This window comes from Bacillus solitudinis, assembly GCF_002797395.1.
GTDB classification, from domain to species: Bacteria; Bacillota; Bacilli; order Bacillales; family Bacillaceae_D; genus Halalkalibacter_A; species Halalkalibacter_A solitudinis.
On the sequence record NZ_KZ454943.1, the window covers coordinates 3,543,768 to 3,565,686 of the forward strand.

The following is a 21,919-nucleotide window of genomic DNA, read 5'->3' on the forward strand; positions in this document are numbered from 1 at the left end:
TCATATGAAGATGATTTGTTGTTTTAGTACGCAAAATCCTTCTTTCTTTTAATAGAACGAGGGGTTTTTTTATACGTTCAAACATGAACCCTCCGAAATGGAGGTATGTTATGAAAACGACAGCAAGCTTTTTAAGAATGAAGCAAAAATGTGAAAAAATAGCGATGATGACAGCCTATGATGCACCTGCTGCAAAAATTGTAGAAGAAGCCGGTGTGGATATGATCCTTGTCGGTGATTCGCTTGGAATGGTCGTACTCGGATATGATTCAACGATTCCAGTCACCATTGATGATATGGTTCTCCATACAAGAGCGGTCAAACGAGGTGCCACGTCAACGTTTATTGTGACGGATATGCCGTATTTAACCTATCATGGTAGCTTTGATGAGACGCTTGTTCAGGCTAGAAAGCTTATGCAGGAGGCAGGAGCTCATGCAGTCAAGCTTGAAGGAGCTAAAGCTGTTATTCAGACGATTGAGCAGCTGAGGGAAGCTGGTGTACCTGTAATGGGGCATCTAGGCTTAACCCCGCAATCAGTGGGTGTTTTAGGTGGTTACCATGTACAAGGTAAGGAATTAACTGAAGCGAAACAACTAATTGAAGATGCTTTAGCGATTGAAGCTGCAGGAGCATTCGCTCTTGTCCTTGAGTGTGTGCCCGAGCAATTAAGTACATTAATTGCCGGTCGTTTAGCAATCCCCGTTATTGGAATTGGTGCTGGGATGCACACTGATGGTCAAGTTCTTGTTTACCACGATGTTATTGGGTATGGGAATGTCCATGTACCAAAGTTTGTTAAGGCGTACACGAATGTAACAGACCCCATTCGTAATGCAATGAAAAGCTATGTGACTGAAGTAAAAGAAAAACGTTTCCCAGAAGCCGAGCATTCTTTTAGTCTAAGTGAAGATGTTATCGATGGTCTCTATGGGGGAAAAAACGAATGAACATTGTTAAAACGATTAACGAACTAAGAGAACGAATCGACGATTGTAAAAAAAAGAATAAATCAGTAGGTTTTGTTCCGACGATGGGGTTCTTGCATGAAGGTCATCTTCGTTTGATAAAACAAGCTAGAGAAGCAAATGATATCGTGGTGCTTAGTATATTTGTGAACCCACTCCAGTTTGGGCCGAATGAAGATTTCGAACGTTATCCTCGGGACTTCAAACGGGATGAGCGTTTGGCTCGTGAGGCAGGAGTTGATGTCCTGTTTTATCCAACGGTCACAGAAATGTACCCAAAAGAGCCGATGATGACAATTCATGTCACGCAGGGGGTTGATGTTCTTTGTGGAGCAAGCCGCCCCGGTCACTTCGACGGAGTAACAACTGTCGTCATGAAACTTTTTCAAATTGTCCTTCCAGATAGAGCCTATTTTGGGTTAAAGGATGCCCAACAAGTGGCGATTATTATGAATATGGTTGAGACTTTTAATGTGCCAATTGATGTGGTCGCATGTGAGACAGTGCGAGAAGATGATGGATTAGCTAAAAGCTCACGAAACGTCTATCTATCAGTAGATGAACGCCAAGCTGCGCCTTTATTGTATCAAGCTTTACAAAAAACAAAAGCATATATTGAAAATCACTTTTGTACACGTACAGAGGGGATGACATTCCTTTACGAACAACTAAGTGAACAACCGATCGGAGCGATAGATTATATTGATATACTGAGTTACCCACGTTTAGAACGTGTGAATGAACTAACAGGGACAATCATTATTGCATTAGCTTATCGATATGAACACGCACGTCTCATTGATAATTTATTATTGAATGTGCAAAAGAAAGGAGTTTAACGGATGTTTCGAACGATGATGAAAGCGAAAATTCACCGTGCACGAGTAACTGAAGCAAATTTGAACTATGTTGGTAGTATAACCATTGATGAAGATATTATGGATGCTGTTGATATACTCGAGAATGAAAAAGTTCAAATTGTAAATAATAACAATGGTGCAAGACTTGAAACGTATGTCATTAAAGGCCCCCGTGGAAGTAAAGTCTTTTGTTTAAATGGCGCTGCTGCAAGACTTGTGCAAGAGGGCGACGTAATTATTGTGATATCCTATGCCCTTGTTGCACAAGAGAAAGCAAAGGACCATAAACCAAGGGTGGCAATTATGGATGAAACTAATCAAATCGTTGAAATGTTAGCGGCAGAACCAGCTTCTACCGTTTTGTAAACTGTATATTCACCTTCTATTCGATAAACACTTCGAACAGGGGGTTTTTTTATGGATAAATGGCTTCAATCATGGGATTCTTTATTTGAGTATACCGAGCAAACGTGGAACATGCTCTCAGATACTGAACAACAAGAACAACTTTTACAACTAGAGAGTGCAGCAGAATTGTTGTTAGACGCATGGACTGATATGGATGAGAAGCTTGCTTTATTAAAGACCAAACTTGCTGAGCGCACCTTCCAAGTATCTTACCATTCCATCGGCACGACGTACTATCAATTAGAAATGTTTGAACATGCAGCGGCAATTTTAGCAAAGGAGCATGAAAGTGGAGAGAAGGAAGAGCTACGATTGTTATACCTCGCCTATTCATATTTATTCATGGGAAAAAATGAACAGGCTCGCGAATTATTCTTGTACCTTATTCAAGCCACAAAAGCAGTGATGATAAAGCACTTTAGTTATATTGGTTTAGGATGTTTTCATGTCCAAGCGGAAAAGTTTGATGAGGCTATCGATTCGTTTGAACATGCAAACCTTCTTACAACAAGCCAAGATGTTGTGTATAATTTAGGAATCTGTCATTATTTAAATAAATCAATTCATCTGGCCAAGGCTTTTTTTAAAGAAGCGATTGATTTATTTCCTGATGATGGAGAAGCTTATTTCTTTCTAGGCTGTTGTCAATGGAAGCTTGGTGAAGAAGAACATGCTTTTTTAACGTGGATGGAATGTCTTCAGCTGTTAACAGCCCCATACGCTTTACAGGCGTTAGCTTACGTATGTGAATGGCATGGGCATCATTATGCAGCGATTCATTGTTATAAGCGTATTCAAGCATTAGGTTTTTCAAATATCGAAACGCTCCACGGATTAGCTTGGAACTTAGCATTACTTGACCAACGTAGCGAAGCGCTTGCAATATTTAATAAATTAATCAAAATGGAACCAAAAAATGAGAACGTAAAAAAATCAATTAGTTGGCTAGAATCGGTATGGAATGAATCCTTTGCTCTAATAGAGGATGAGAGATAAATTGAGGTGGACGTATGAAATATGTCGTTATCGACTTAGAAACAACCGGTCATTCTGCTGCTCAGGGTGACCGCATTATTCAGGTAGGCGCAATCATTATAGAAGAAGGTGAAATTGTTGAACGTTTTTCTTCTTTCATTAATCCAGAAGTACCGATCCCCCCTTTTATTGAGGAACTAACTGGGATTACAGATGAAATGGTGACTCAAGCTCCAACGTTCCATGATATTATCCCGATGCTCATCCCAATGATAGATGGGGCTAATTTTGTCGCACATAATGTTCAATTTGACTTAACCTTTTTACAAAGACAGCTTGAGATAGAGGGCTATGATACGGTGTCTGTTTCGTCTTTTGATACAGTAGAACTGGCTCGGTTGTTGTTGCCGGAACAAGAGAGCTATAAACTTACGCATTTAGCTGATTTTTTAGGATTCTCTCATGATCGCCCTCATCAAGCTGATAGTGATGCAGAAGTAACAGCACATCTATTTTTAATGCTTTTACATAAATTATCAAATCTCCCATTATTGACGTTGCAGCAACTTATTCCGTTTGCGAGGCGGCTGAGAAGTCAATTAGAAATACTTATAGAGCAGTTTATTCATGATAAGCTTGTTAAGGGAATAAAAGACGACGATGCATTTGATTGTTATCGGCAATTGGCCTTAAAAAAGATAGAGGACTCCGGAACGAAAGAAGCAATCTCATCATCTTTCAAACCTTTTTCCCAGTCTCAACAAGAATTATTTACGGAGGATGGAAAGTTGTCTCATGCGTTTTCTGACTATGAGGCCAGGTCTGGTCAAATTGAAATGATGAATCACGTGGATGATGCCTTCCATCAATTCCAGCATATGATGATTGAGGCGGGAACAGGGACAGGTAAATCACTTGCTTATTTTATTCCAGCTGCCTATTATGCCGTAGAGGAAAAGAAACCCGTTGTCATCAGTACACAGACCATACCTTTACAAGAACAACTACTGAACCGAGACTTACCACTCCTAAAAAAAATCCTTCCGTTTAACGTGCGGGTTGCTCTTTTAAAAGGAAGAAGTCATTATTTATGTTTACGGAAATTTGAGACATCAATTAAAAACATTGAGACAGATACATACGATATTTTGTTAACGAAAGCTCAAATATTAATTTGGTTAACTGAAACGGAACATGGTGATGTAGAAGAGCTTAACCTGGCCTCAGGAGGGAAAAGTTTTTGGTTTGAAGTCCAAAGTGATGCATCTTCTGATTTAGGGAAATATAGTCCTTGGTTTTCGAGATGCTTCTATCATCGTGCGAGAAGACGAGCGCAGGCTGCACATATTATTATTACAAATCATGCTCTACTTTTTACAGATCTCGTGCACGATCAGCGACTATTGCCAAATTATACTCATGCGATCATAGATGAAGCTCATCATTTAGAAGAAACAGCGAGTGAACATTTAGGAATGAAAGCCGATTATTTAACCTTTTCATATTTATTACAGCGCCTGGGTACCTCGTGGGAGGAAGGAATGCTCGAGCATGTTCATCAACTATTACATGATAAAAAGCTATTAGGGCGATTAAAGCTTACTAAAGTTGAGCAGAGGCTAAGCGAGCTAAAGGAAGAGCTTGATGAATTGTTTCGAATGGTCCACCGCTATGTTATCCAAAAACGCAAAACAGATGCTTCAGATACAGGACGTATTAGATACCGGTACGAAAGCTTCTCTGAAAAAGGCACGTATTGGCAAGCGATTTTAGAGTGTACAATGCGTGTGCATATGGGGATGAAAGAAAGTTATTACCATATAAAAGAAATAAGTAAATTATTTTCTGATATTGATGACAATTTAACCTTTAAAGAACGAGGGTTTCTTGCGGATGTGGACAGTGTAATTGAAGCTTTAGTAGAAGAAGAACAGCATGTTTATGAGCTATTATTAGAAGCTGATCCGAACTATGTGTATTGGATAGAAATTGAGCCAAGAGGGGCAAAGAATGCAACGTTTCTCTACAGTAAACCGATTGAAGTAGCTGAACGCCTTGCCGATCATTTTTTCGCAAAAAAGAAAAGCGTTGTCCTTACCTCCGCTACGTTATCGATAAATGGTTCGTTTGAATATCAAAAGAAAAAGCTCGGTTTAGAAGACTTCGGTGCTTCGACCTATACGATTCCGTCGCCTTTTTGCTACAAAAAGCAAGCGCGATTATTAATTCCGACGGATATTCCAGCCATAAAAGATGTAACAGAAGCCGAATTTGCTGCAGATGTAGCGATAAAAATTTGGCGAATAGCTGAAGTAACCCAAGAAAAGATGCTTGTCCTTTTCACATCCTACGAAATGCTAAAACTGGTGTACCAACATGTGAAGGACTTAAATGATACAGATACTTTACAGCTTATCGGTCAAGGGATGACTAGTGGGAGCAGAGCAAAGCTGATGAAGATGTTTAAGCAAGCAGAGTTTGCAATTTTGTTTGGAACGAGTAGTTTTTGGGAGGGAGTCGACTTACCTGGGGCGGAGCTCCGCCATTTGGTTATAGTGAGGTTACCTTTTTCACCACCAGACCAACCACTATTGCAAGCACAACTTGAGCGTGCAAAGGAGGAAGGACGGAACCCATTTATGGATGTTTCACTTCCTCAAGCAATCATCAGATTCAAGCAAGGATTTGGGCGATTAATTCGAACAACGCACGACAAAGGATGCGTGTACGTTTTCGACCGGAGGATCACGACAACACGTTATGGAAAGCAATTCATTCGTTCATTACCAGACGTTCCTCTTCATGAAGGAAAGCTAGAAACTCTTTTAGAACGATATGTTGATTTCAATGCTTAGATTTCTCTTTCTATACTCGTTATAGCCAGGTTAAAAAAGGCGTAAACTAACTTAAGTATAGGAGAGGAGGGATAAGTGTGCGGACGATTCTTCTTGGATGCATATGCTTGTTTAGCTTGCCATTCATGCTTGCATTTGAAGCTATAGAAAGTGAACCTAATGAACAGGCTGAATTGAATTTGCAGCTAAAAGATGAAGAAATTGCTTTTCTATTTTTTGATATACCAAATGGTGAGGCGACACTTATCAAAACAACCGAACACTCAATTTTAGTCGGGACAGGTTCAAACGATTCGATTCAAGCATTACAAAAGCGTTTAACGAAATTTCATATTAATCATATTGATACGATTATTCTTCCAAGATTTGAAGATGAATACGCAGGAAATACTCATGCTCTTATCGAAAGGTTTCATGTTCGAAATGTTATTGTACCAGCAGAAGGGAAGGAAATGGCATTAAAAGAATTTGATAAAGAAGGGGTGGAAATCAGTGGATGGGAAGAAGGAGGGCATGATAATCTTATACCAAATTTGCTCGTTGAAGTATTACCCGGCATTCAAACATTAACGCCAAATCTATCGATGGATATAAACTTCAAAGGTCATCATGTTTTGATTGCTTCTGAAGCGAATGAACATCTTGAAAAAAAGTGGCTTCCATCTCTAAATAAAATAAATGTTTTAAAAGTTGCCGAGTTCGGTTTATCTAAAGAAATGTCACAATCATTTCTTGATATTATTGATCCACAGGTGGCAATTCTGTTTGCGAAGGAGAATAGTCAACCAAATCCCCAAATTCTTGAGAGAATGCAGGAGACTTGGATTGACACGTATCAAACAAGGCAGAATGGGACGATATTAATTAAAGCAAATGCAAATGACTATAAATTAATAACGATTCATTTTAAGGACTGACATCTAAGGGGAGAGGAGTGAAAAGGATGTCTTTATTGTGTGAGGATGTTACGATTGTAACAATGGATGAAAATAGGCCATTGATAAAAAAAGGATATGCCTATATTGAAAAGGGTCATTTTTCTAAAGTGGAAGAAGGTGACCCCCCTTCAAAGTTACGTATTGAAGCGGAAATATCAATTAATGCAAAAGGGAAGTGGATGCTTCCTGGACTGATTAATACTCATGGTCATGCAGGGATGACATTATTACGCGGTCATGCAGATGATTTACCCCTTCATCAGTGGCTTCAAGAAAAAATTTGGCCTTTTGAAATGAAACTAGATCGCGAAGCAGTTCGAGCAGGTCGAAATCTCGCTCTTCTAGAAATGATTAAATCAGGAACAACAACATTTCTAGAAATGTATCACTTGTTTATGGATGACTTAGCTGAAACCATTGAAGAAGTCGGGATTAGGGCGACACTAATGCGGTCGATGATCGGTCTTTGCCCCGTGGAGGAACAGAAAGAAAAATTGAGAGAAGCGGCCACATTCACTAAAACTTGGCACAAGCAAGCAAATGGAAGAATTCAGTCGATGCTTGCCCCGCATGCTCCCTATACATGCCCAATTCGTTTTATTGAAATGATAGTCGAGGAAGCGATTCATTTAAATGTACCAGTACATATGCACTTGGCCGAAACAAAAAAAGAAGTCGATGACCATATACTTCATCATGGCCTCCATCCACTTGATCATTTGGACCAAGCTAATCTTTTACACAGCGTTTCGTGGTTGTTTGCACATGGCGTCCATCTCAACGATTCTCATCTTTCTAAAATAAAAGAAGCGAAAGCAATGATTAGTCATAATCCAAAAAGTAATTTAAAATTAGGCTCAGGTATAGCTCCTGTCAGTCAAATGCTTGACAAAGAAATTACAGTTTCTCTCGGTACGGACAGTTCCGCATCAAATAATAGTTTAGATATGTTTGAAGAAATGAGGGTAGCTGCATTAATTCATAAAGGTGTCGAGCAGAGTCCAACAACACTCCCTGCGAAAATGGCGCTTGAGCTGGCAATGACAAACGGGGCAAAAGCTTTGCATTTTGAAAAAGTCGGTAAAATAAAAGAAGGTTATCAAGCAGACTTTCTATTCATAGAATCCACAGAGGGACACCTGCAGCCAGTAGAGCATGTAGAGTCTCATCTTGTCTATGCCTGCAAATCAAATGATGTGACTGATGTCTACGTTCAAGGAAATGCGTTAATGAAAAATCGACAGGTATTAACACTTGATGAAGAGCGAATTATTTCTGAAGCAAATGCACACTACCAGCGAATAAAGGCTTTGAATTCTTAAGTAAATCCTGCACTAGGCAGAGTGCAGGATAAGAGGTGTGGGTTGGAATGTAGTTTGTTAAGCCATGCGTGTTTCATTGCTTCTCAAAATAACTAGGGAACTGGGTTTGACGTACTGATAACGGAAATAATTGGTCCCAATCTTGTCCGTTACGTTTCAACAAGGCGATATGGTGCTTATCCTGTTGAAAGGATGATGCTGTCGTTTTTTCGGGACGATAGCTTTTCATCTTGACGCCCCCTTTCCGGCGTACTTATAGTATAGCCAGAATGAGGTCAACTATAATTAACAATACTTGTGAGTAATTATTGGAGGAGAGACAATGGAATCAAAAGTGGAAGTTTTATCAACTGTTCGAATTGAAAAATCGCATGATTTGTATAAGATAGTCGATTCATTAAACCGAACATTAAAAGAAAAAGATTTAATGTTCGGTTTGGCGCTTGATCAAAAGGACGACGAAAAAATGGTATTTACTATATATAGAACATAATTGAGGGGTCCTATGAAAAAATGGATAATTATTAGCTGTATCATGTTTTTTTTACTTAGTATTGGTTTAGGCACACTTGCTTATTATGTGATGAGGGAACCCTTGGAAAAAGGCTATGAGCAAGCTCAGCAATATGTGTTTGATCAAAACCTGCTAAACGACATTCATTCAATCACTTATTACCATGGAACAGAATCGTATTATGTTCTACATGGTTTTAATGAAGAAAACGTAGAAACCATTGTTTGGTTAAATCAAAACTTTGAAGAAGTGGTTTCAAGAAAAGCGAGTGAGGGAATAACGCCAGAAGAAGCACGGGAAATCGTGAAAAACGATGTGAATTTGAATTCAATCCAAACGGTTCGTTTAGGAGTAGAACGGAACTTGCCCATCTATGAAGTGCTCTTTGTCGATGAAGCCAATCGGCAAGGTTATTATTACATAACATTTGATGATGGAACGTTCATGAAGCGCTATAGTCTTAAAAGGGATGATGTTTAATTTTTTTTAAAAGACTTATAAGATTCCTTAAGGAAAAATTAATTATACACAAATGGTACTTGAATGATGAACGTGGACAAACTATAGTAAAAGGTATGAAAGAAAGGGAGGAAGAATACATAATGAATTTAGCGAAGCGAGTATTGACTTTAACACCTTCAACAACATTAGCGATCACGGCAAAGGCGAAAGAGTTAAAAGAGCAAGGACATGATGTAATCGGATTAGGAGCAGGAGAACCCGACTTTAATACTCCACAATACATTATTGATGCGGCAATCCGGTCTATGGAAGAAGGACATACGAAATACACTCCATCGGGTGGTTTACCGAAACTAAAAGAAGCGATAATCGAGAAATTTAAAAAGGATCAAGGAATTACCTATAAACCTAATGAGGTTATGGTTGGTACTGGAGCAAAGCATGTTCTCTATACATTATTCCAAGCTCTACTTGATGACGGGGATGAAGTGATTATCCCAACTCCATACTGGGTTAGTTATCCAGAACAAGTTAAACTAGCTGGTGGCGAACCTGTTTATGTAGAAGGGCTTGAAAGTAATGAGTTTAAAGTAACAGCAGAGCAATTAGAGTCTGTGATCACAAATAAAACAAAAGCATTTATTTTAAATTCCCCGAGTAACCCAACAGGTTCAATGTATTCGAATGAAGAATTAGCGCAACTAGGTGAAGTTTGTATAAAGCATGATGTACTAATTGTCTCCGATGAAATTTATGAGAAGCTTGTTTATGATGGTGCGAGTCATACGTCCATTGCTGAGCTTTCAGAAGCGTTAAAACTACAAACCATTATCGTTAATGGTGTTTCGAAATCTCATTCTATGACAGGTTGGAGAATTGGTTATGCAGCTGGAGATGCGAAGGTTATTAATGCAATGACTAATCTTGCAAGCCATAGTACATCAAATCCAACAACAAATGCTCAATATGGAACGATTGCTGCCTATACTGAGGATGACGGGTCTGTAGAAACGATGCGCCAAGCGTTTGAAGAAAGGCTGAATAAAGTATATGAAAAGCTAATTGCTATACCTGGTGTATCTTGCGTAAAGCCTAAAGGTGCATTCTATTTGTTCCCAAATGTAAGTGAAGCTGCACGTATCACGGGATTTAATGATGTGGATGAATGGGTAGCTGCGATTCTAGAGGAAGAAAAAGTTGCCCTTGTTCCAGGTTCTGGTTTTGGAGCACCTGAAAATGTCCGACTCTCTTATGCTACATCACTCGACTTGCTTGAATCAGCATTAGAAAGAATTGAACGTTTTATCCGAAGCAAAACCAAATAATCCCTAGACTGGAGTATCTGTTCTTAACAGATACTCTTTTTTTGGGGCAAAATGAGTAAGAATCGGGGAAGAAAAGGAAGGAACAAAGAAGGTCACACGTGTTATAATAGCGGTTAGAGGTGTTATAAATGAAGCAAAAATCATTAGTCAGATGGATGGCCCAAGGACATGTGTCTGTTCCAAGATTATTATTAGAGCATTATGCAAAAATTGGTTTAAAAGAAGATGAATTAGTAGCTCTTCTTCAAGTTCAAGCCTTTATCGAACAAGGAAATCAATTTCCAACACCTGAACGATTAAGTGAACGGATGACGCATTCTATGTCTGAATGTGCTGAGTTACTAGGAAAACTTGTTAAAAAAGGATACATGACGCTTGAGAAAAAGTGGGATGAAGATGGGATCCTTTTTGAATTTTATACGCTTGAACCGCTTTGGTCGAAACTGCTGCAGCTCTTAGAAGAGGAAAAACAGGAATCTGAAGAAACAGATAAAATCGATTTAGAGGGTCAATTATATAGCCGATTTGAACAAGAGTTTTGTCGACCTTTATCACCAATAGAAAGTGAAACATTGTCGATGTGGATTGACCAAGACCATCATTCTATAGAATTAATTCTTGGCGCTCTACGTGAAGCCGTGGTCTCAGGCAAATTAAATTTCCGCTATATCGATCGAATTTTGTTTGAATGGAAGCGTAATGGTGTTAAAACACTTGTACAAGCAAAAACACATGGGGAGAAATTCCGGAAATATAATCAACAAAGAAAGCCAGACACTGAACGCAAACGAGATGATTCCTTTCCTAGTTTTAGTTGGCTTGAGCAATCTAAATAGGAGGTGTACCTAAATGCTTACGAAAAAGCAAACAAATGAAGCACTAGCTATTATCGCGGAAATGTATCCGGAGGCGGAATGCGAATTAATACATTCTAACCCCTTTGAATTAACCATTGCTGTTTTACTTTCTGCACAATGTACGGATGCACTTGTTAACAAAGTGACACCCATTCTATTTGAAAAGTATAAAAAGCCTGAAGACTTTTTAGTTGTACCACTTGAAGAATTAGAACAAGATATCCGTTCCATAGGATTATTTAGAAGTAAAGCAAAAAACATTAAAAAACTTTGTCAGGCGCTGATTGAGAATTATCAAGGTGAAATTCCTAAAGAACGGGATGAGCTTGTAAAACTTGCAGGTGTAGGTCGGAAAACGGCTAATGTTGTGACATCGGTTGCCTTTGGTGTTCCAGCTATTGCTGTAGATACCCACGTTGAAAGGGTAAGTAAGCGTCTTGGTATTTGTCGTTGGAAGGATAATGTGAAAGAGGTAGAAGAAACCTTGATGAGACGAATTCCTGAAGAACTTTGGTCAGCTTCTCATCATCGACTAATCTTTTTTGGGCGGTATCATTGTAAGGCTCAATCTCCGCAATGCGGGGCATGTCCATTACTGCCAATGTGTCGCGAAGGGAAAAAGAGATTGAAGGTAAGTTAAATTCTATGAAAGTCCAAATTCCACCTTCATTTCAATGCCCACCTTTTTATCAGCAGTCATTCCTTGAAGATAATGAAGAGAACTCATTTTCGGAGAATATTAGAAAGTATTTATTTTATTATGAGTTAACGAATAACCTACAGCCGTGGCAAAACAAAGAATATTATGTGCCGATTTTGTTTGAACTTTGGAAACAGCAAGAAATGTTTCTTAGTATATATTTCAGAGCACGGAATTTACAAGCCACCAAGAAGCCAATGCTTCATATGATTGCATTATTAATGAATGTTTTATTCTGGACGAATAATCAGCCTGTACCTTCCCTATATCATGTTGCCAAAGAAGCGAGTCGTTTACATTTTAAACCAGTAAATATACAAGATCGGCTGTCGTTTCTTTTGTCGGGACCCAATCGTTACCAAAGCTTTATCCAATTAAAAGCATTACTGGGTGAAGCAGAAAAGATTTTTGCTAAGGCAATAATACTAGAAAAAAATAAATAATAAGGAGCCTTAGCTCCCTTGTTAAAAAGAAAGACTGGTCTTTCTTTTTAACAAGGGTGAAATCGCTTCGAAGGTTAAATAGAGATAAAAATAAGGGGTGGACATTAAGTGAGTACGTTAGTAGATGAGGTAGTGGAGAAAGGTATAGGAACGTTAACTGAAAGTGAGCAGAGTAGACTTTCAGTTGTAAAAGAAAAGCAACAGGAACAAGTGTTTCAAGTTGCGTTTTGTGGACATTTTTCTGCTGGTAAATCAACGATATTAAACCGTTTACTTGGTGCAGAAGTATTACCAACTAGTCCTATTCCGACTAGTGCGAATATTATCGGAATTAAAAATGGTGAATTGGGATTATCAGTTGTCAGTCAAGATGGTGACACAAACGAATGGACAGGAGAAATTCCCTGGGAACGTGTGAGAGAATGGGGAATGAATGGAACAGATATTTCTGATATGACCATCTATGCCCCACTTCCTTTTCTAGGGGAGCAAAGTGTCATTTATGATACCCCTGGTGTAGATTCAACAGATCCTACCCATCAAGCTGTCACCCTGGAAGCATTATATGGTACAGACTTAATTGTCTATGTGATGGATTATAACCATGTTCAATCTGAAACAAATTTACATTTTTTGAAGCAATTATCTGATGAGAAAAAACCATTGTATATTGTCATTAATCAAATCGATAAACATGATGAGAGTGAGCTTTCATTCGAGGCATTTGATGAATCTGTTCGCCAAGGTTTATCAAGATGGGGTATTGATGTGATGAAATTATATTATACAAGTATGAAATCCAAATCTCATCAATTAAACAAGTTCTCAGTTTTTGAAAAGGAAATGAAGGCGATTTTCTTTCATGGCGCTCAGCTTTCTCCGTTTTCAAAACAAAGGTTACAGCAAAGCTTTTATTTAAGTGTTATCGCAAGGCTTGAGGAAGAGAAGGATGAAGAGATTGAGACAATTGTTGAAAAGTTGCAGAAAAGTGGATTTGATCAAGCGCAACTTGAAAAAAGAACCATTGTTCAAGAAGCCTATCAAAAGAATAAACAAGCAAAGTACCATTTAGAAGCAACGTTTCAAAAAGAATGGAATAATATTGTTCAGAACGTGACTATTTTTCCATACACGACAACCGAACTGGTCCGAAACTGGCTCGAGAGTGTTCAACCTGGGTTTAAAGTTGGCTTATTATTTACAAAAAAGAAAACCGAAGAAGAGCAGGCAAGACGTCTTGAAAAGCTTGTAAAAGAGACTGAGGACAAAGTGAAAAGTCAACTAGCTTTCCATTTTCAGCGGACTTTCCAAAAAGTTGATCGTGAACATTTAACAAACTCAATGGAAGTTGATGAAGCGATTGCTCAGGTTGAAGTAAACATAACAGAAAAATTTTTTAAAGAAGCGGTCGTATCAGGTCATATGAGCCGAGATTATGTTTTTACGTTTACAAAGGATCGCACTGCTGAAATCGTGAAACAATTAAAGCAGAAAGCAACCTCAGCACTTGAAGTTATTTCTCGTGGTATGGAGACTCATTGGTCTGTAGAACAAGACCGTTTACAAAAACAACTTGAAGAGCTTCAACAGATCAGTGAGTTTGTCGAGGAGATAGAAAAAGTTAACGTGAATTATAATGAAGCCATTCATGATTATGAGAACTTAGCTGAACGTTTTAAAGACCAAGGAGCCTTTGAGCGAAAGCTATCTGAGACCTCTAAAAAAACTTATCCAACAACAGAACAACAAAATCAACTTTTAAAAGTTCAGCTACCTCAAGAAAGTGTGATTGATACAAATTGGGAACTTAAAGAGGAAGTTCGTTCAAGTAATTACGATGAAAAAACGGCTGATGAATGGTTAGAGAAGTGCGATGAAATCCTCCAGACATATCAGCACGAGCCTTGGCTTCATTTAGAACGTCAACAATTTATGAAACGTGTTCAGAGAAACAAAGAACAATCGTTTATGATTTCGTTGTTTGGTGCTTTCAGTGCCGGAAAATCAAGTTTTGCAAATGCCTTACTAGGTGAGGCTGTATTGCCGGTATCACCACACCCTACGACAGCTACAGTGAATACTGTAAAGAAGTCCGAACTAAAGCATGCTCATAATACGGCGATTGTTGAAGTGAAGACGAGAGAGATGCTAATAAATGAAATTCGCTCTGTTGCCAAACAATTAGATGTAGATGTAACATTTGAAACATTACCTCGTTGGAAGCCGACGATGAAGCAGTATGTATCAAGCTGGCAAAAGACATACGCTGAATACTTACTTACATTAAAAGATAGTTTGTCTAACACTACGTGGGATTTAGGAGCCAAACGGGAGATTAATCGTGAGGAGTTAACAGAGTTAGTAGCAAATGAGTCGTATGCTTGCTTAATTAATCACATTACTCTATATTATGATTGTCCTTTAACAAAACAAGGAATTGTTCTCGTTGATACACCAGGTGTTAATTCAATTCATGGGCGTCATACAAATGTTGCATTTAAACAACTGAGAGAGTCTGATGCGATTTTTTATGTGACTTACTACAATCACGCTTTTTCTAGAGCAGATCAACATTTTTTACAGCAAATGGCGAGAGTGAACGAAGGCTACCGTCATGACAAGCTTTATTTTATTTTAAACGCTGCAGATTTAGCAGGAAGTGAACAAGAGTTGAATGGAGTTAGAAAACATATCTATGACCAATTGCTTACAAATGGAATAGAGCAACCACGGATTTATCATCTATCAAGTAAACAAGGTCTGCTGGAAAAACAAACGGGTAAACGACAAACGAATTGGTTCTCATCGTTTGAGCAAGCCTTCTACGAACGAACAATACATGAATTAAAGCAGCTTAGTTTTGATTTACTGAAGCAAGAGTCAAAACGATATATATCAAAGTTAGCAGAAGCGATTCAATTTATTTCAAGTGAGGAAAGTGAAAAGGAAGAAAAACGTCAACAACTTAAAGAATTAGTAATAAAGTGGAGTGATTTCATAAACGAATCGGAATCCAAATCTATCCGAAACCATAGTGTTCAAGAAGTAAGTCAGCTTTTCCTTTATCTTCGTGAGCGAATTCGGTTTGTATTAAATGATGGATTTATTGATGCAATCAATGTAACAACGATAAAAGGTGCTAGTAAAAAGGCACAGCAGCAATCGCTTGGGGCTGCAATTAAAGAATGGCGTGCAGAAGGGGAGCATTTCTTGGAACAAGAGCTTCATGCGACGATAATTCGAGTGGAGCAGGCGATTAAGGATGCAACTGAGATGTGGATTCATGAAATGGAGCGGTCTGTTCAACGAGATCTTCCAGCTTACTCAGCAAACTTTGAAGCTGAAACAACGACGTTAGAAAAGCCTAGCTTTGACCGATTCATTGCTTTGAATAATCAAGAATATGTAGGATTCTTTAAATCCTTAAAATCATTTTTTGAAGAGGGCGATGTAAAACGGTTAAAGGAAGCCTTGGTTGAAGATGCAACAGAACAGACAAGGGATGTTCTCCTCATCCTTGAGCAGCAATTGAAAGACCATATTTATAAAGTTATCGAAAACCTTGAGATACGGGGGAAAGAACAGCTTATTCACTTATTACAGAGAGAAATTGAACGATTTGATGCAGTGGATTCGAAAGACCAGCAACAAATGGAAATTGAAAAAAAGAAGATTCAACAGCTGTGAATGCAAAAAAAAGGTAGGTGCCAAGTTATATGGCACCTACCTTTTTAAGTAGATAAGAATCTTGATTGGAAAGCTGCATACAGCTTTCTTATTCATCGTCTCTAAAAAGATTTAAACTTCGTTGTTCAAGAGTTGCATCGTTGTTTGGTTCTTGGTCTTCTTCTTGAGGTTTCCCGTTTCCATTTCCATTTCCAGGTGTATCCTCAGACCCTGGTTGCTGTTCTTCTTCATCGTCATCAGGGGTTGGTTCATCTTCCTCAGGGATAATTTCCTCAAGCGGGTCAGGAATCTCATTATCATCCCCATCCTGCTCCCTATCCTGTTCTTGTTCTAACTCCTCCTCCTCCTCTTCGGCTATTACAACTTCAACTGATACAGGGTCACTTGTTACGTTCGAATTGTCATCAGAAATAGCCAATACTTCAAATCGATAAGTTGAACCTAGTTCAGGTGTTGGGTAGACATATTGCATATTCTTCGAGCGGTCAAGAGTTTGTGAATTTTCACCATTCGTTGTTAGGCGAATCTCGAATGTAGTATTATTACGATACTCCTCAGGATAATTCCAGCTCACAACAATTTGGTTTCGATCTTCGTCAAAACCAGCAGTGAGATCAGTAGGAGACGGAATTTCCATAAACTCTTCTGAGACTTTTGTCGGTTCATTTCCACGTACAAATAACTCATAGACAATCTCACTTTGTGGAGTAAAATCACTTGGAAGCAACCCTGTTGAGCGTTCTACCCCAACTCGAACAACAGAATTAGGCATCGTGAAATCCTGATTCTCAGCATCCTTTGAAACCTCTTGCATGACGGCTTTAAATATATGCTGTGCTAAGACATTATTTCCACTTAGATAATTGTCAGGGGCGTTTTTGGTATAACCGGTCCAAACCGCAGCTGTATAATTGGTTGTATAACCAGCAAACCACTTATCCGGTACACCTCCGCTAGGAATATTATGACTTTTACTGATGTTTTCATCAAAATTTGTTGTTCCTGTTTTTCCAGCAAGTTGTAATCCAGGGATATTTGCATTTGTTCCTGTACCGCCTGGATTCACAACCGATTTTAACATGTCTGTAATCATATAAGCAGTATAATCACTCATTGCCATCGTTGATTGTGGTGTAGTATTTATAACACGTCCATCAGGAAATTCAATTTTACGAACGGTATAAGGTTTTGTGTATGTCCCGTTATTACCGAATGCAGCATACGCACCTGCTAGATGTAAGGTTGAGATACCCGTTTCAAAACCACCTAAGCCATAAGCTTCTGGCATAGCAGATTGTCCCTCTGGTAACTCAATTGGAACTCCTAACCCTTCAGCAAAGCTTTGGGCTTTGGCTACCCCCACTTCTTGAAGTGCTTTAATCGCAGTTACATTTCGTGAACGAGCCAAAGCTCGTCTCATTGAAATGGCACCTTCGTGTCTACGATCAAAGTTCCGAATGGTATCGCCAGTATTGTACGTATGTGGTTCATCTTTAATCACATGTCCGGTTGACCACTGAAGGTACTCAATCGCTGGTCCGTAGTCTAAAATCGGTTTAATTGTTGAACCTGGTTGTTTTCGGATATCTGTGGCGTAATTAAAACCACGTTGAACACCTGTATCTTTTCGTCCGCTTCCGATTGCTTTAATCTGTCCCGTTTTGGTGTCCATTAATGTGACACCAGCTTGGAAATCCTCATTTTCAGGAAATCCACTTACATATTCATCTGTATGAAGAACATTTTCGGTATGTTCCTGTGCATCAACGTCAAGTGTGGTATACACTTTTAAGCCAGCATTGTATAAATCATTTACCGTAATTCCTTCCATTTCTTCAAGTTCACGAAGTACTTGATTATAAAAAGCCTCATATGGATAAGATTCTCGCTCTGTTTGATTTAATTGGTCTTCAAGTGGAACACTCTTTGCATTTTCCGCTTCTTCTTGTGTGATTTTCCCATGCTGAGCCATTAACGATATAACAAGGTTCCGACGGCTTTCTGCTGCTTCGGGATTTTTGGTAGGGTCATAGAAACTAGGTCTTCTAGGAATACCAGCTAAAAGAGCTGCGTCTTCAATCGTCAATTCTTCAACAGGCTTACTGAAGTAGGTTTGAGATGCAAGCTCTACACCATATGCGCCAGAACCGAGATAAATTTGATTTAAATACATTTCTAAAATTTGGTCCTTTGAATACCTCTGCTCTAACTTCACTGCTAAATATTGCTCTTGTACTTTTCGTGTTAATTTCTTTTGATCATTCAGGAACAAGTTTTTTACGAGTTGCTGTGTAATTGTACTGGCACCTTCTGCCCCGAAACCGTCAGTAATATTTGCTGCTATAGCACCAAATAATCGTTTAATATCAATACCAAAATGGTTTCGAAAGCGTACATCCTCCACCGCAATAAATGCATCCTCAACGACTTGAGGAATGTCTTGAATGCTTTTATTAACGCGTCTTTCTGTTGCATCTAATTGAGAAACAAATTGATCGTCATCCGCGTATATTTGTGCCGCTTGTGAAAGTGTGAGTTTTTCTTCATCGAGGTCTGGAACACCTTGTATCATTGAAAATACAGTGATTCCCCCACCAATTACAAGGATAATAACTAAAGCCGTAAAAATAAGGGCAAGTTTCTTAAACAATCCCGTTTTGGAAGGAGATTTACCTTTTCGCACGTTTTGTTGTTTTTCTCCCCGCGCTTTGCGACGTCCTTGTCTTGTATTTGTATCTGACATCCTATATCTTCCTTTCTAATCATCTCTGTTTGTTTAAATAAACATCGATAACAACAGACAAATAATCTATTCGTGGATGGTAGCCTATTTTAATCAGATGTCCAAGTTCTGCAATATCTGATTTACGAATAGATTTTCTATTTTTATCTTGGTTTTCATAATAATTGACTAAGTGGGTCGCGTCTAAAAGAAAAATTTCATCTGTTAAAGAAAATCTTAGTAAAACAAAGCAAATGCCTTGTTGATGTAAAACTTGTTTCATATGAATAATTTGGTGCTCATGAAAGTTTTTTAACGGGAATGATTGCTTATTTCTAGTTTCCTTTGCTTCAAAGTCGATGTAACGACCTTGAATGATTCCGTTATAGTCAGTGGTTGAAGCAAGTTTAAAATAGGCTTCTTTTATTACAGCGGCACTTCGTGTTGGGTAATCTACTTGTACAATTTGTACTGGTGTTGGTTTTTTGTGAATAACCGCTTTGCCATGATGAAGATAATATTCGTTCGTTTGGTTAATATCTTCCTCAAATGTCATACCCCGATTACTATACGTCAGTTGTTTTGCGCTTTTTTTGGGAGCGGAAGGCTGAGTAGATGTATAGCGTTTTCCATTCGGATATCGAATCGTCATAGTCCTCACCATCCTTTCCAAATTAAATCGTATGCACGAACGAACTAATATAGAACCTTCATATATAGGGATAGATTCCATCACATTATCTTATCATAAAGAAGGAAGAGTTGGGTAATGTGATTTTTGTTAAAATCGTGTAGATTCTTGTGAAAGGTGGGGCAGTTGTGGTAGAACAAAAGCAAAATCTAATAAATCATTTACTAAAGCAAACAAAAAAAGGTAATGTGGACAATATTTCACGTACCATATTTTATGAGAATTTCTATACTGAACATCCAGAAATTAGATGGGCACTTTTAGCTGGAATGGTCTCAAGAAATGCTGGATGGAATATGACGGATTTAGAGAGTAAATGGTTTCAACAATTAGTCGAAAAAACAGAAAGAGCCGTAATTTTTTCAACATATGAACGTGCAAATTGGTTAATTTTCGCCGATGCCTATCCACAGCTTGTTCTGTATGAGTATTCAAAAAAAAGGGGAAAACCCTATTTTCATTTATTGTCAGAAATAGGAGTTTCTAAATTTATGGAATATGAATGGAGAATGTTTTGGGAGAAAAGAGATGAAATTCGGCTTTGTACAGCTCAAATTATAAATGAACAATATGTTATTCAAAAACCGGTTATTGAAAATACGTTTTATCAAACGAAAGTGTTTAACACAGTTGGTTACTTTCTAGAAGAACACGCTCATTTTAGTTATGTTTTGTTTCCAACTAGAAGGGGAGAGCTATACGGATATTATGTTCGTAAATTTCGCGATGTGTCAAAGAGAATCTGGTTAGGCAAAAAGTTAGCCGCTTTGCTGTTTAATCCGACTCTATTTGAACAATTCATTGACTTTCATAAAAAGGTTGAACCCACAGGATCGCGAAACGATTATGCCCGATTTTTAAATTGGAAAACGAAAAATACAAGTCCGATGCTCAGATTAACACTTCCGATATTTGAGCATGATCACTATTTATCGGAGGATTGGTTAATACATGCTAAAGGCAATCTCAAGCATTTATTTAATCCAATCGAATGCGACATTCCTAATGAAAGAACTGAGTGGTTACGTTTAAAACAATTAGAATTGTACTATTCAGTTAAAGTAAAAGCTTGGCTTAGTATGAAGAAAACCACTTCAAAGTGAAGTGGTTTTCTTATTTATCACTCAGCGGGGCGGTTTGGACCAGCGTTCTTTTTATCACCAACATAGCCATCGACCAATGTCTTTTCATTGTTTATTTCTTCTTTTTGAGCTGGAGTTGGTTGATTATTCTTCCGTTTTTTATTCAAAATCTGTTCCCTCCTTCATGACTTTTCAAACATAGTATGTCTATAGATGTGTGTTTACATGTGATGATTCGAAAAATAAAAATGAGCAAAATAGGACTTTCTTTGACGAAACCCTTCTAGTTTTGTCAAACGTGGAGGGACTTAATGTTACAAATCGAATTAAAGATTTATAAGAAAAATTATTGGAGGGATGAATGATGAAATCTTCACAAAATTCAAATGAACTTGGCATAAATCCAACGACAATTAAAAGATGGACGACTTATTTCGGTATACAATGTCAAGTGGATGAATATGGCTATCAATATTTTTCTCAACAACAAATTAAAGCTTTACTTTCTATTCAAAAGCAATTGCAAGAAGGGAAAAGAATGAGAGAAGTTGATCTTACAGAATTTCAGGGGATAGCAAATCAAGCTGATCCTACGATGGTGGATACAAGAAAGTATGACCAAAAATTAGGAGAAGTCATCACCAGGGTAACCGATCTTGAACATCAATTATCACGTAAAGCAGATGAGGTCGTAAGCTATCAACTACTTAAACATCGCGCCGAGTTAGAAGAAATGTATCAAAACCTACAGAAATTGGAAAAACGCTTAGGAAATATTGAAAACAAAGTACCTCAGTCAACATTTAATCTTAGTGACCATTTGCCTCTCGTTGCAGGCGGTGAGGTCAAGAAAAAACGTCGTTCGCTTATGCAAATGTTTTCATTTTAAATAGATAGCGCACTCGAATATAGGGTGCGCTTTTGTGATTGCTTAAAAGCCTACTAAGAAAGGTGAATACCACAGGCCACTGAAAAAAGGTACGATTTTCGAGGTCGCTGAAAAAACCTTTGAACGCATTTCGAGGAAGCAGTAAGGGCTTCACTCGTTGCGCGCCTTGCTATAAGAAAACCACTCATAGCAAGGCTTTTCAAAACCGGACAATGGATCGG

General features: G+C 38.3%; 20 protein-coding genes. 16 read left to right on the forward strand and 4 right to left on the reverse strand.

Annotated elements, in window-relative coordinates; translation table 11 throughout:
• Positions 1–110 precede the first annotated feature (110 nt).
• The 7 genes from panB (at position 111) to CEF19_RS17485 (ending at position 8,326) form a co-directional block, all read left to right on the forward strand.
• Positions 111–950 carry a 3-methyl-2-oxobutanoate hydroxymethyltransferase gene (panB, locus tag CEF19_RS17455; RefSeq protein ID WP_100407239.1) on the forward strand — a complete coding sequence of 280 codons (840 nt, stop codon included), beginning with the start codon at positions 111–113 and terminating at the stop codon, positions 948–950.
• Positions 947–1,807: a pantoate--beta-alanine ligase gene (gene panC, locus CEF19_RS17460; protein WP_100407240.1), complete on the forward strand. Its 861-nt coding sequence runs from the start codon at positions 947–949 to the stop codon at positions 1,805–1,807. The genes panB and panC overlap by 4 nt, the downstream gene beginning before the upstream one ends.
• Before the next feature lie 3 nt (positions 1,808–1,810).
• Complete coding sequence (gene panD / locus CEF19_RS17465; RefSeq protein ID WP_100407241.1) at positions 1,811–2,194, forward strand: aspartate 1-decarboxylase; 384 nt, start codon at positions 1,811–1,813, stop codon at positions 2,192–2,194.
• Between the two features lie 51 nt (positions 2,195–2,245).
• Entirely contained in the window at positions 2,246–3,232 is a 987-nt protein-coding gene (locus CEF19_RS17470; RefSeq protein WP_100407242.1) for a tetratricopeptide repeat protein, read from the forward strand.
• A gap of 14 nt (positions 3,233–3,246) precedes the next feature.
• Complete coding sequence (dinG, locus tag CEF19_RS17475; RefSeq protein WP_100407243.1) at positions 3,247–6,066, forward strand: ATP-dependent DNA helicase DinG; 2,820 nt, start codon at positions 3,247–3,249, stop codon at positions 6,064–6,066.
• Between the two features lie 77 nt (positions 6,067–6,143).
• Positions 6,144–6,983: a ComEC/Rec2 family competence protein gene (locus CEF19_RS17480; protein ID WP_100407244.1), complete on the forward strand. Its 840-nt coding sequence runs from the start codon at positions 6,144–6,146 to the stop codon at positions 6,981–6,983.
• Positions 6,984–7,009: 26 nt separating this feature from the next.
• The gene (locus CEF19_RS17485) at positions 7,010–8,326 is read left to right on the forward strand and encodes an amidohydrolase (RefSeq protein WP_100407245.1); all 1,317 of its coding nucleotides are present in this window, start codon (positions 7,010–7,012) and stop codon (positions 8,324–8,326) included.
• A gap of 73 nt (positions 8,327–8,399) precedes the next feature.
• Here the strand turns inward: CEF19_RS17485 and CEF19_RS23265 are convergent, their stop codons facing one another.
• Positions 8,400–8,555: a hypothetical protein gene (locus CEF19_RS23265; RefSeq protein ID WP_157800990.1), complete on the reverse strand. Its 156-nt coding sequence runs from the start codon at positions 8,553–8,555 to the stop codon at positions 8,400–8,402.
• 93 nt (positions 8,556–8,648) lie between these two features.
• Here CEF19_RS23265 and CEF19_RS17490 point away from each other — a divergent pair, with 93 nt between their 5' ends.
• The 7 genes from CEF19_RS17490 (at position 8,649) to CEF19_RS17520 (ending at position 16,314) form a co-directional block, all read left to right on the forward strand.
• Positions 8,649–8,819, forward strand: a complete 171-nt coding sequence (locus CEF19_RS17490) for a YpmA family protein (RefSeq protein ID WP_100407246.1) — start codon at positions 8,649–8,651, stop codon at positions 8,817–8,819.
• Positions 8,820–8,831: 12 nt separating this feature from the next.
• On the forward strand, positions 8,832–9,320 hold the full coding sequence (locus CEF19_RS17495) for a cell wall elongation regulator TseB-like domain-containing protein (RefSeq protein WP_100407247.1): 489 nt from the start codon (positions 8,832–8,834) through the stop codon (positions 9,318–9,320).
• A 122-nt stretch (positions 9,321–9,442) separates the two neighbouring features.
• A complete protein-coding gene (locus CEF19_RS17500; RefSeq protein ID WP_100407248.1) occupies positions 9,443–10,627 on the forward strand; it encodes a pyridoxal phosphate-dependent aminotransferase in 1,185 nt (394 codons plus the stop codon).
• A gap of 128 nt (positions 10,628–10,755) precedes the next feature.
• Complete coding sequence (locus CEF19_RS17505; protein ID WP_100407249.1) at positions 10,756–11,463, forward strand: DnaD domain-containing protein; 708 nt, start codon at positions 10,756–10,758, stop codon at positions 11,461–11,463.
• Positions 11,464–11,476: 13 nt separating this feature from the next.
• Complete coding sequence (nth, locus tag CEF19_RS17510) at positions 11,477–12,124, forward strand: endonuclease III (protein ID WP_100407250.1); 648 nt, start codon at positions 11,477–11,479, stop codon at positions 12,122–12,124.
• 5 nt (positions 12,125–12,129) lie between these two features.
• On the forward strand, positions 12,130–12,627 hold the full coding sequence (locus tag CEF19_RS17515) for a YpoC family protein (RefSeq protein ID WP_100407251.1): 498 nt from the start codon (positions 12,130–12,132) through the stop codon (positions 12,625–12,627).
• 108 nt (positions 12,628–12,735) lie between these two features.
• Positions 12,736–16,314 (forward strand): dynamin family protein, encoded by a 3,579-nt coding sequence (locus tag CEF19_RS17520; protein WP_100407252.1) that lies wholly within the window; start codon positions 12,736–12,738, stop codon positions 16,312–16,314.
• An 88-nt stretch (positions 16,315–16,402) separates the two neighbouring features.
• Here the strand turns inward: CEF19_RS17520 and CEF19_RS17525 are convergent, their stop codons facing one another.
• Entirely contained in the window at positions 16,403–19,057 is a 2,655-nt protein-coding gene (locus CEF19_RS17525) for a transglycosylase domain-containing protein (RefSeq protein WP_100407253.1), read from the reverse strand.
• Positions 19,058–19,076: 19 nt separating this feature from the next.
• On the reverse strand, positions 19,077–19,688 hold the full coding sequence (gene recU, locus CEF19_RS17530; RefSeq protein WP_100407254.1) for a Holliday junction resolvase RecU: 612 nt from the start codon (positions 19,686–19,688) through the stop codon (positions 19,077–19,079).
• Positions 19,689–19,855: 167 nt separating this feature from the next.
• Here recU and CEF19_RS17535 point away from each other — a divergent pair, with 167 nt between their 5' ends.
• Positions 19,856–20,830, forward strand: coding sequence for a DUF2515 family protein (locus tag CEF19_RS17535; RefSeq protein WP_100407255.1), 975 nt, complete (start codon positions 19,856–19,858; stop codon positions 20,828–20,830).
• A 17-nt stretch (positions 20,831–20,847) separates the two neighbouring features.
• Here the strand turns inward: CEF19_RS17535 and CEF19_RS23995 are convergent, their stop codons facing one another.
• Complete coding sequence (locus CEF19_RS23995; protein ID WP_264755136.1) at positions 20,848–20,976, reverse strand: hypothetical protein; 129 nt, start codon at positions 20,974–20,976, stop codon at positions 20,848–20,850.
• A 194-nt stretch (positions 20,977–21,170) separates the two neighbouring features.
• Here CEF19_RS23995 and racA point away from each other — a divergent pair, with 194 nt between their 5' ends.
• Positions 21,171–21,698 (forward strand): chromosome-anchoring protein RacA, encoded by a 528-nt coding sequence (racA, locus tag CEF19_RS17540; RefSeq protein WP_100407256.1) that lies wholly within the window; start codon positions 21,171–21,173, stop codon positions 21,696–21,698.
• Positions 21,699–21,919 lie beyond the last annotated feature (221 nt).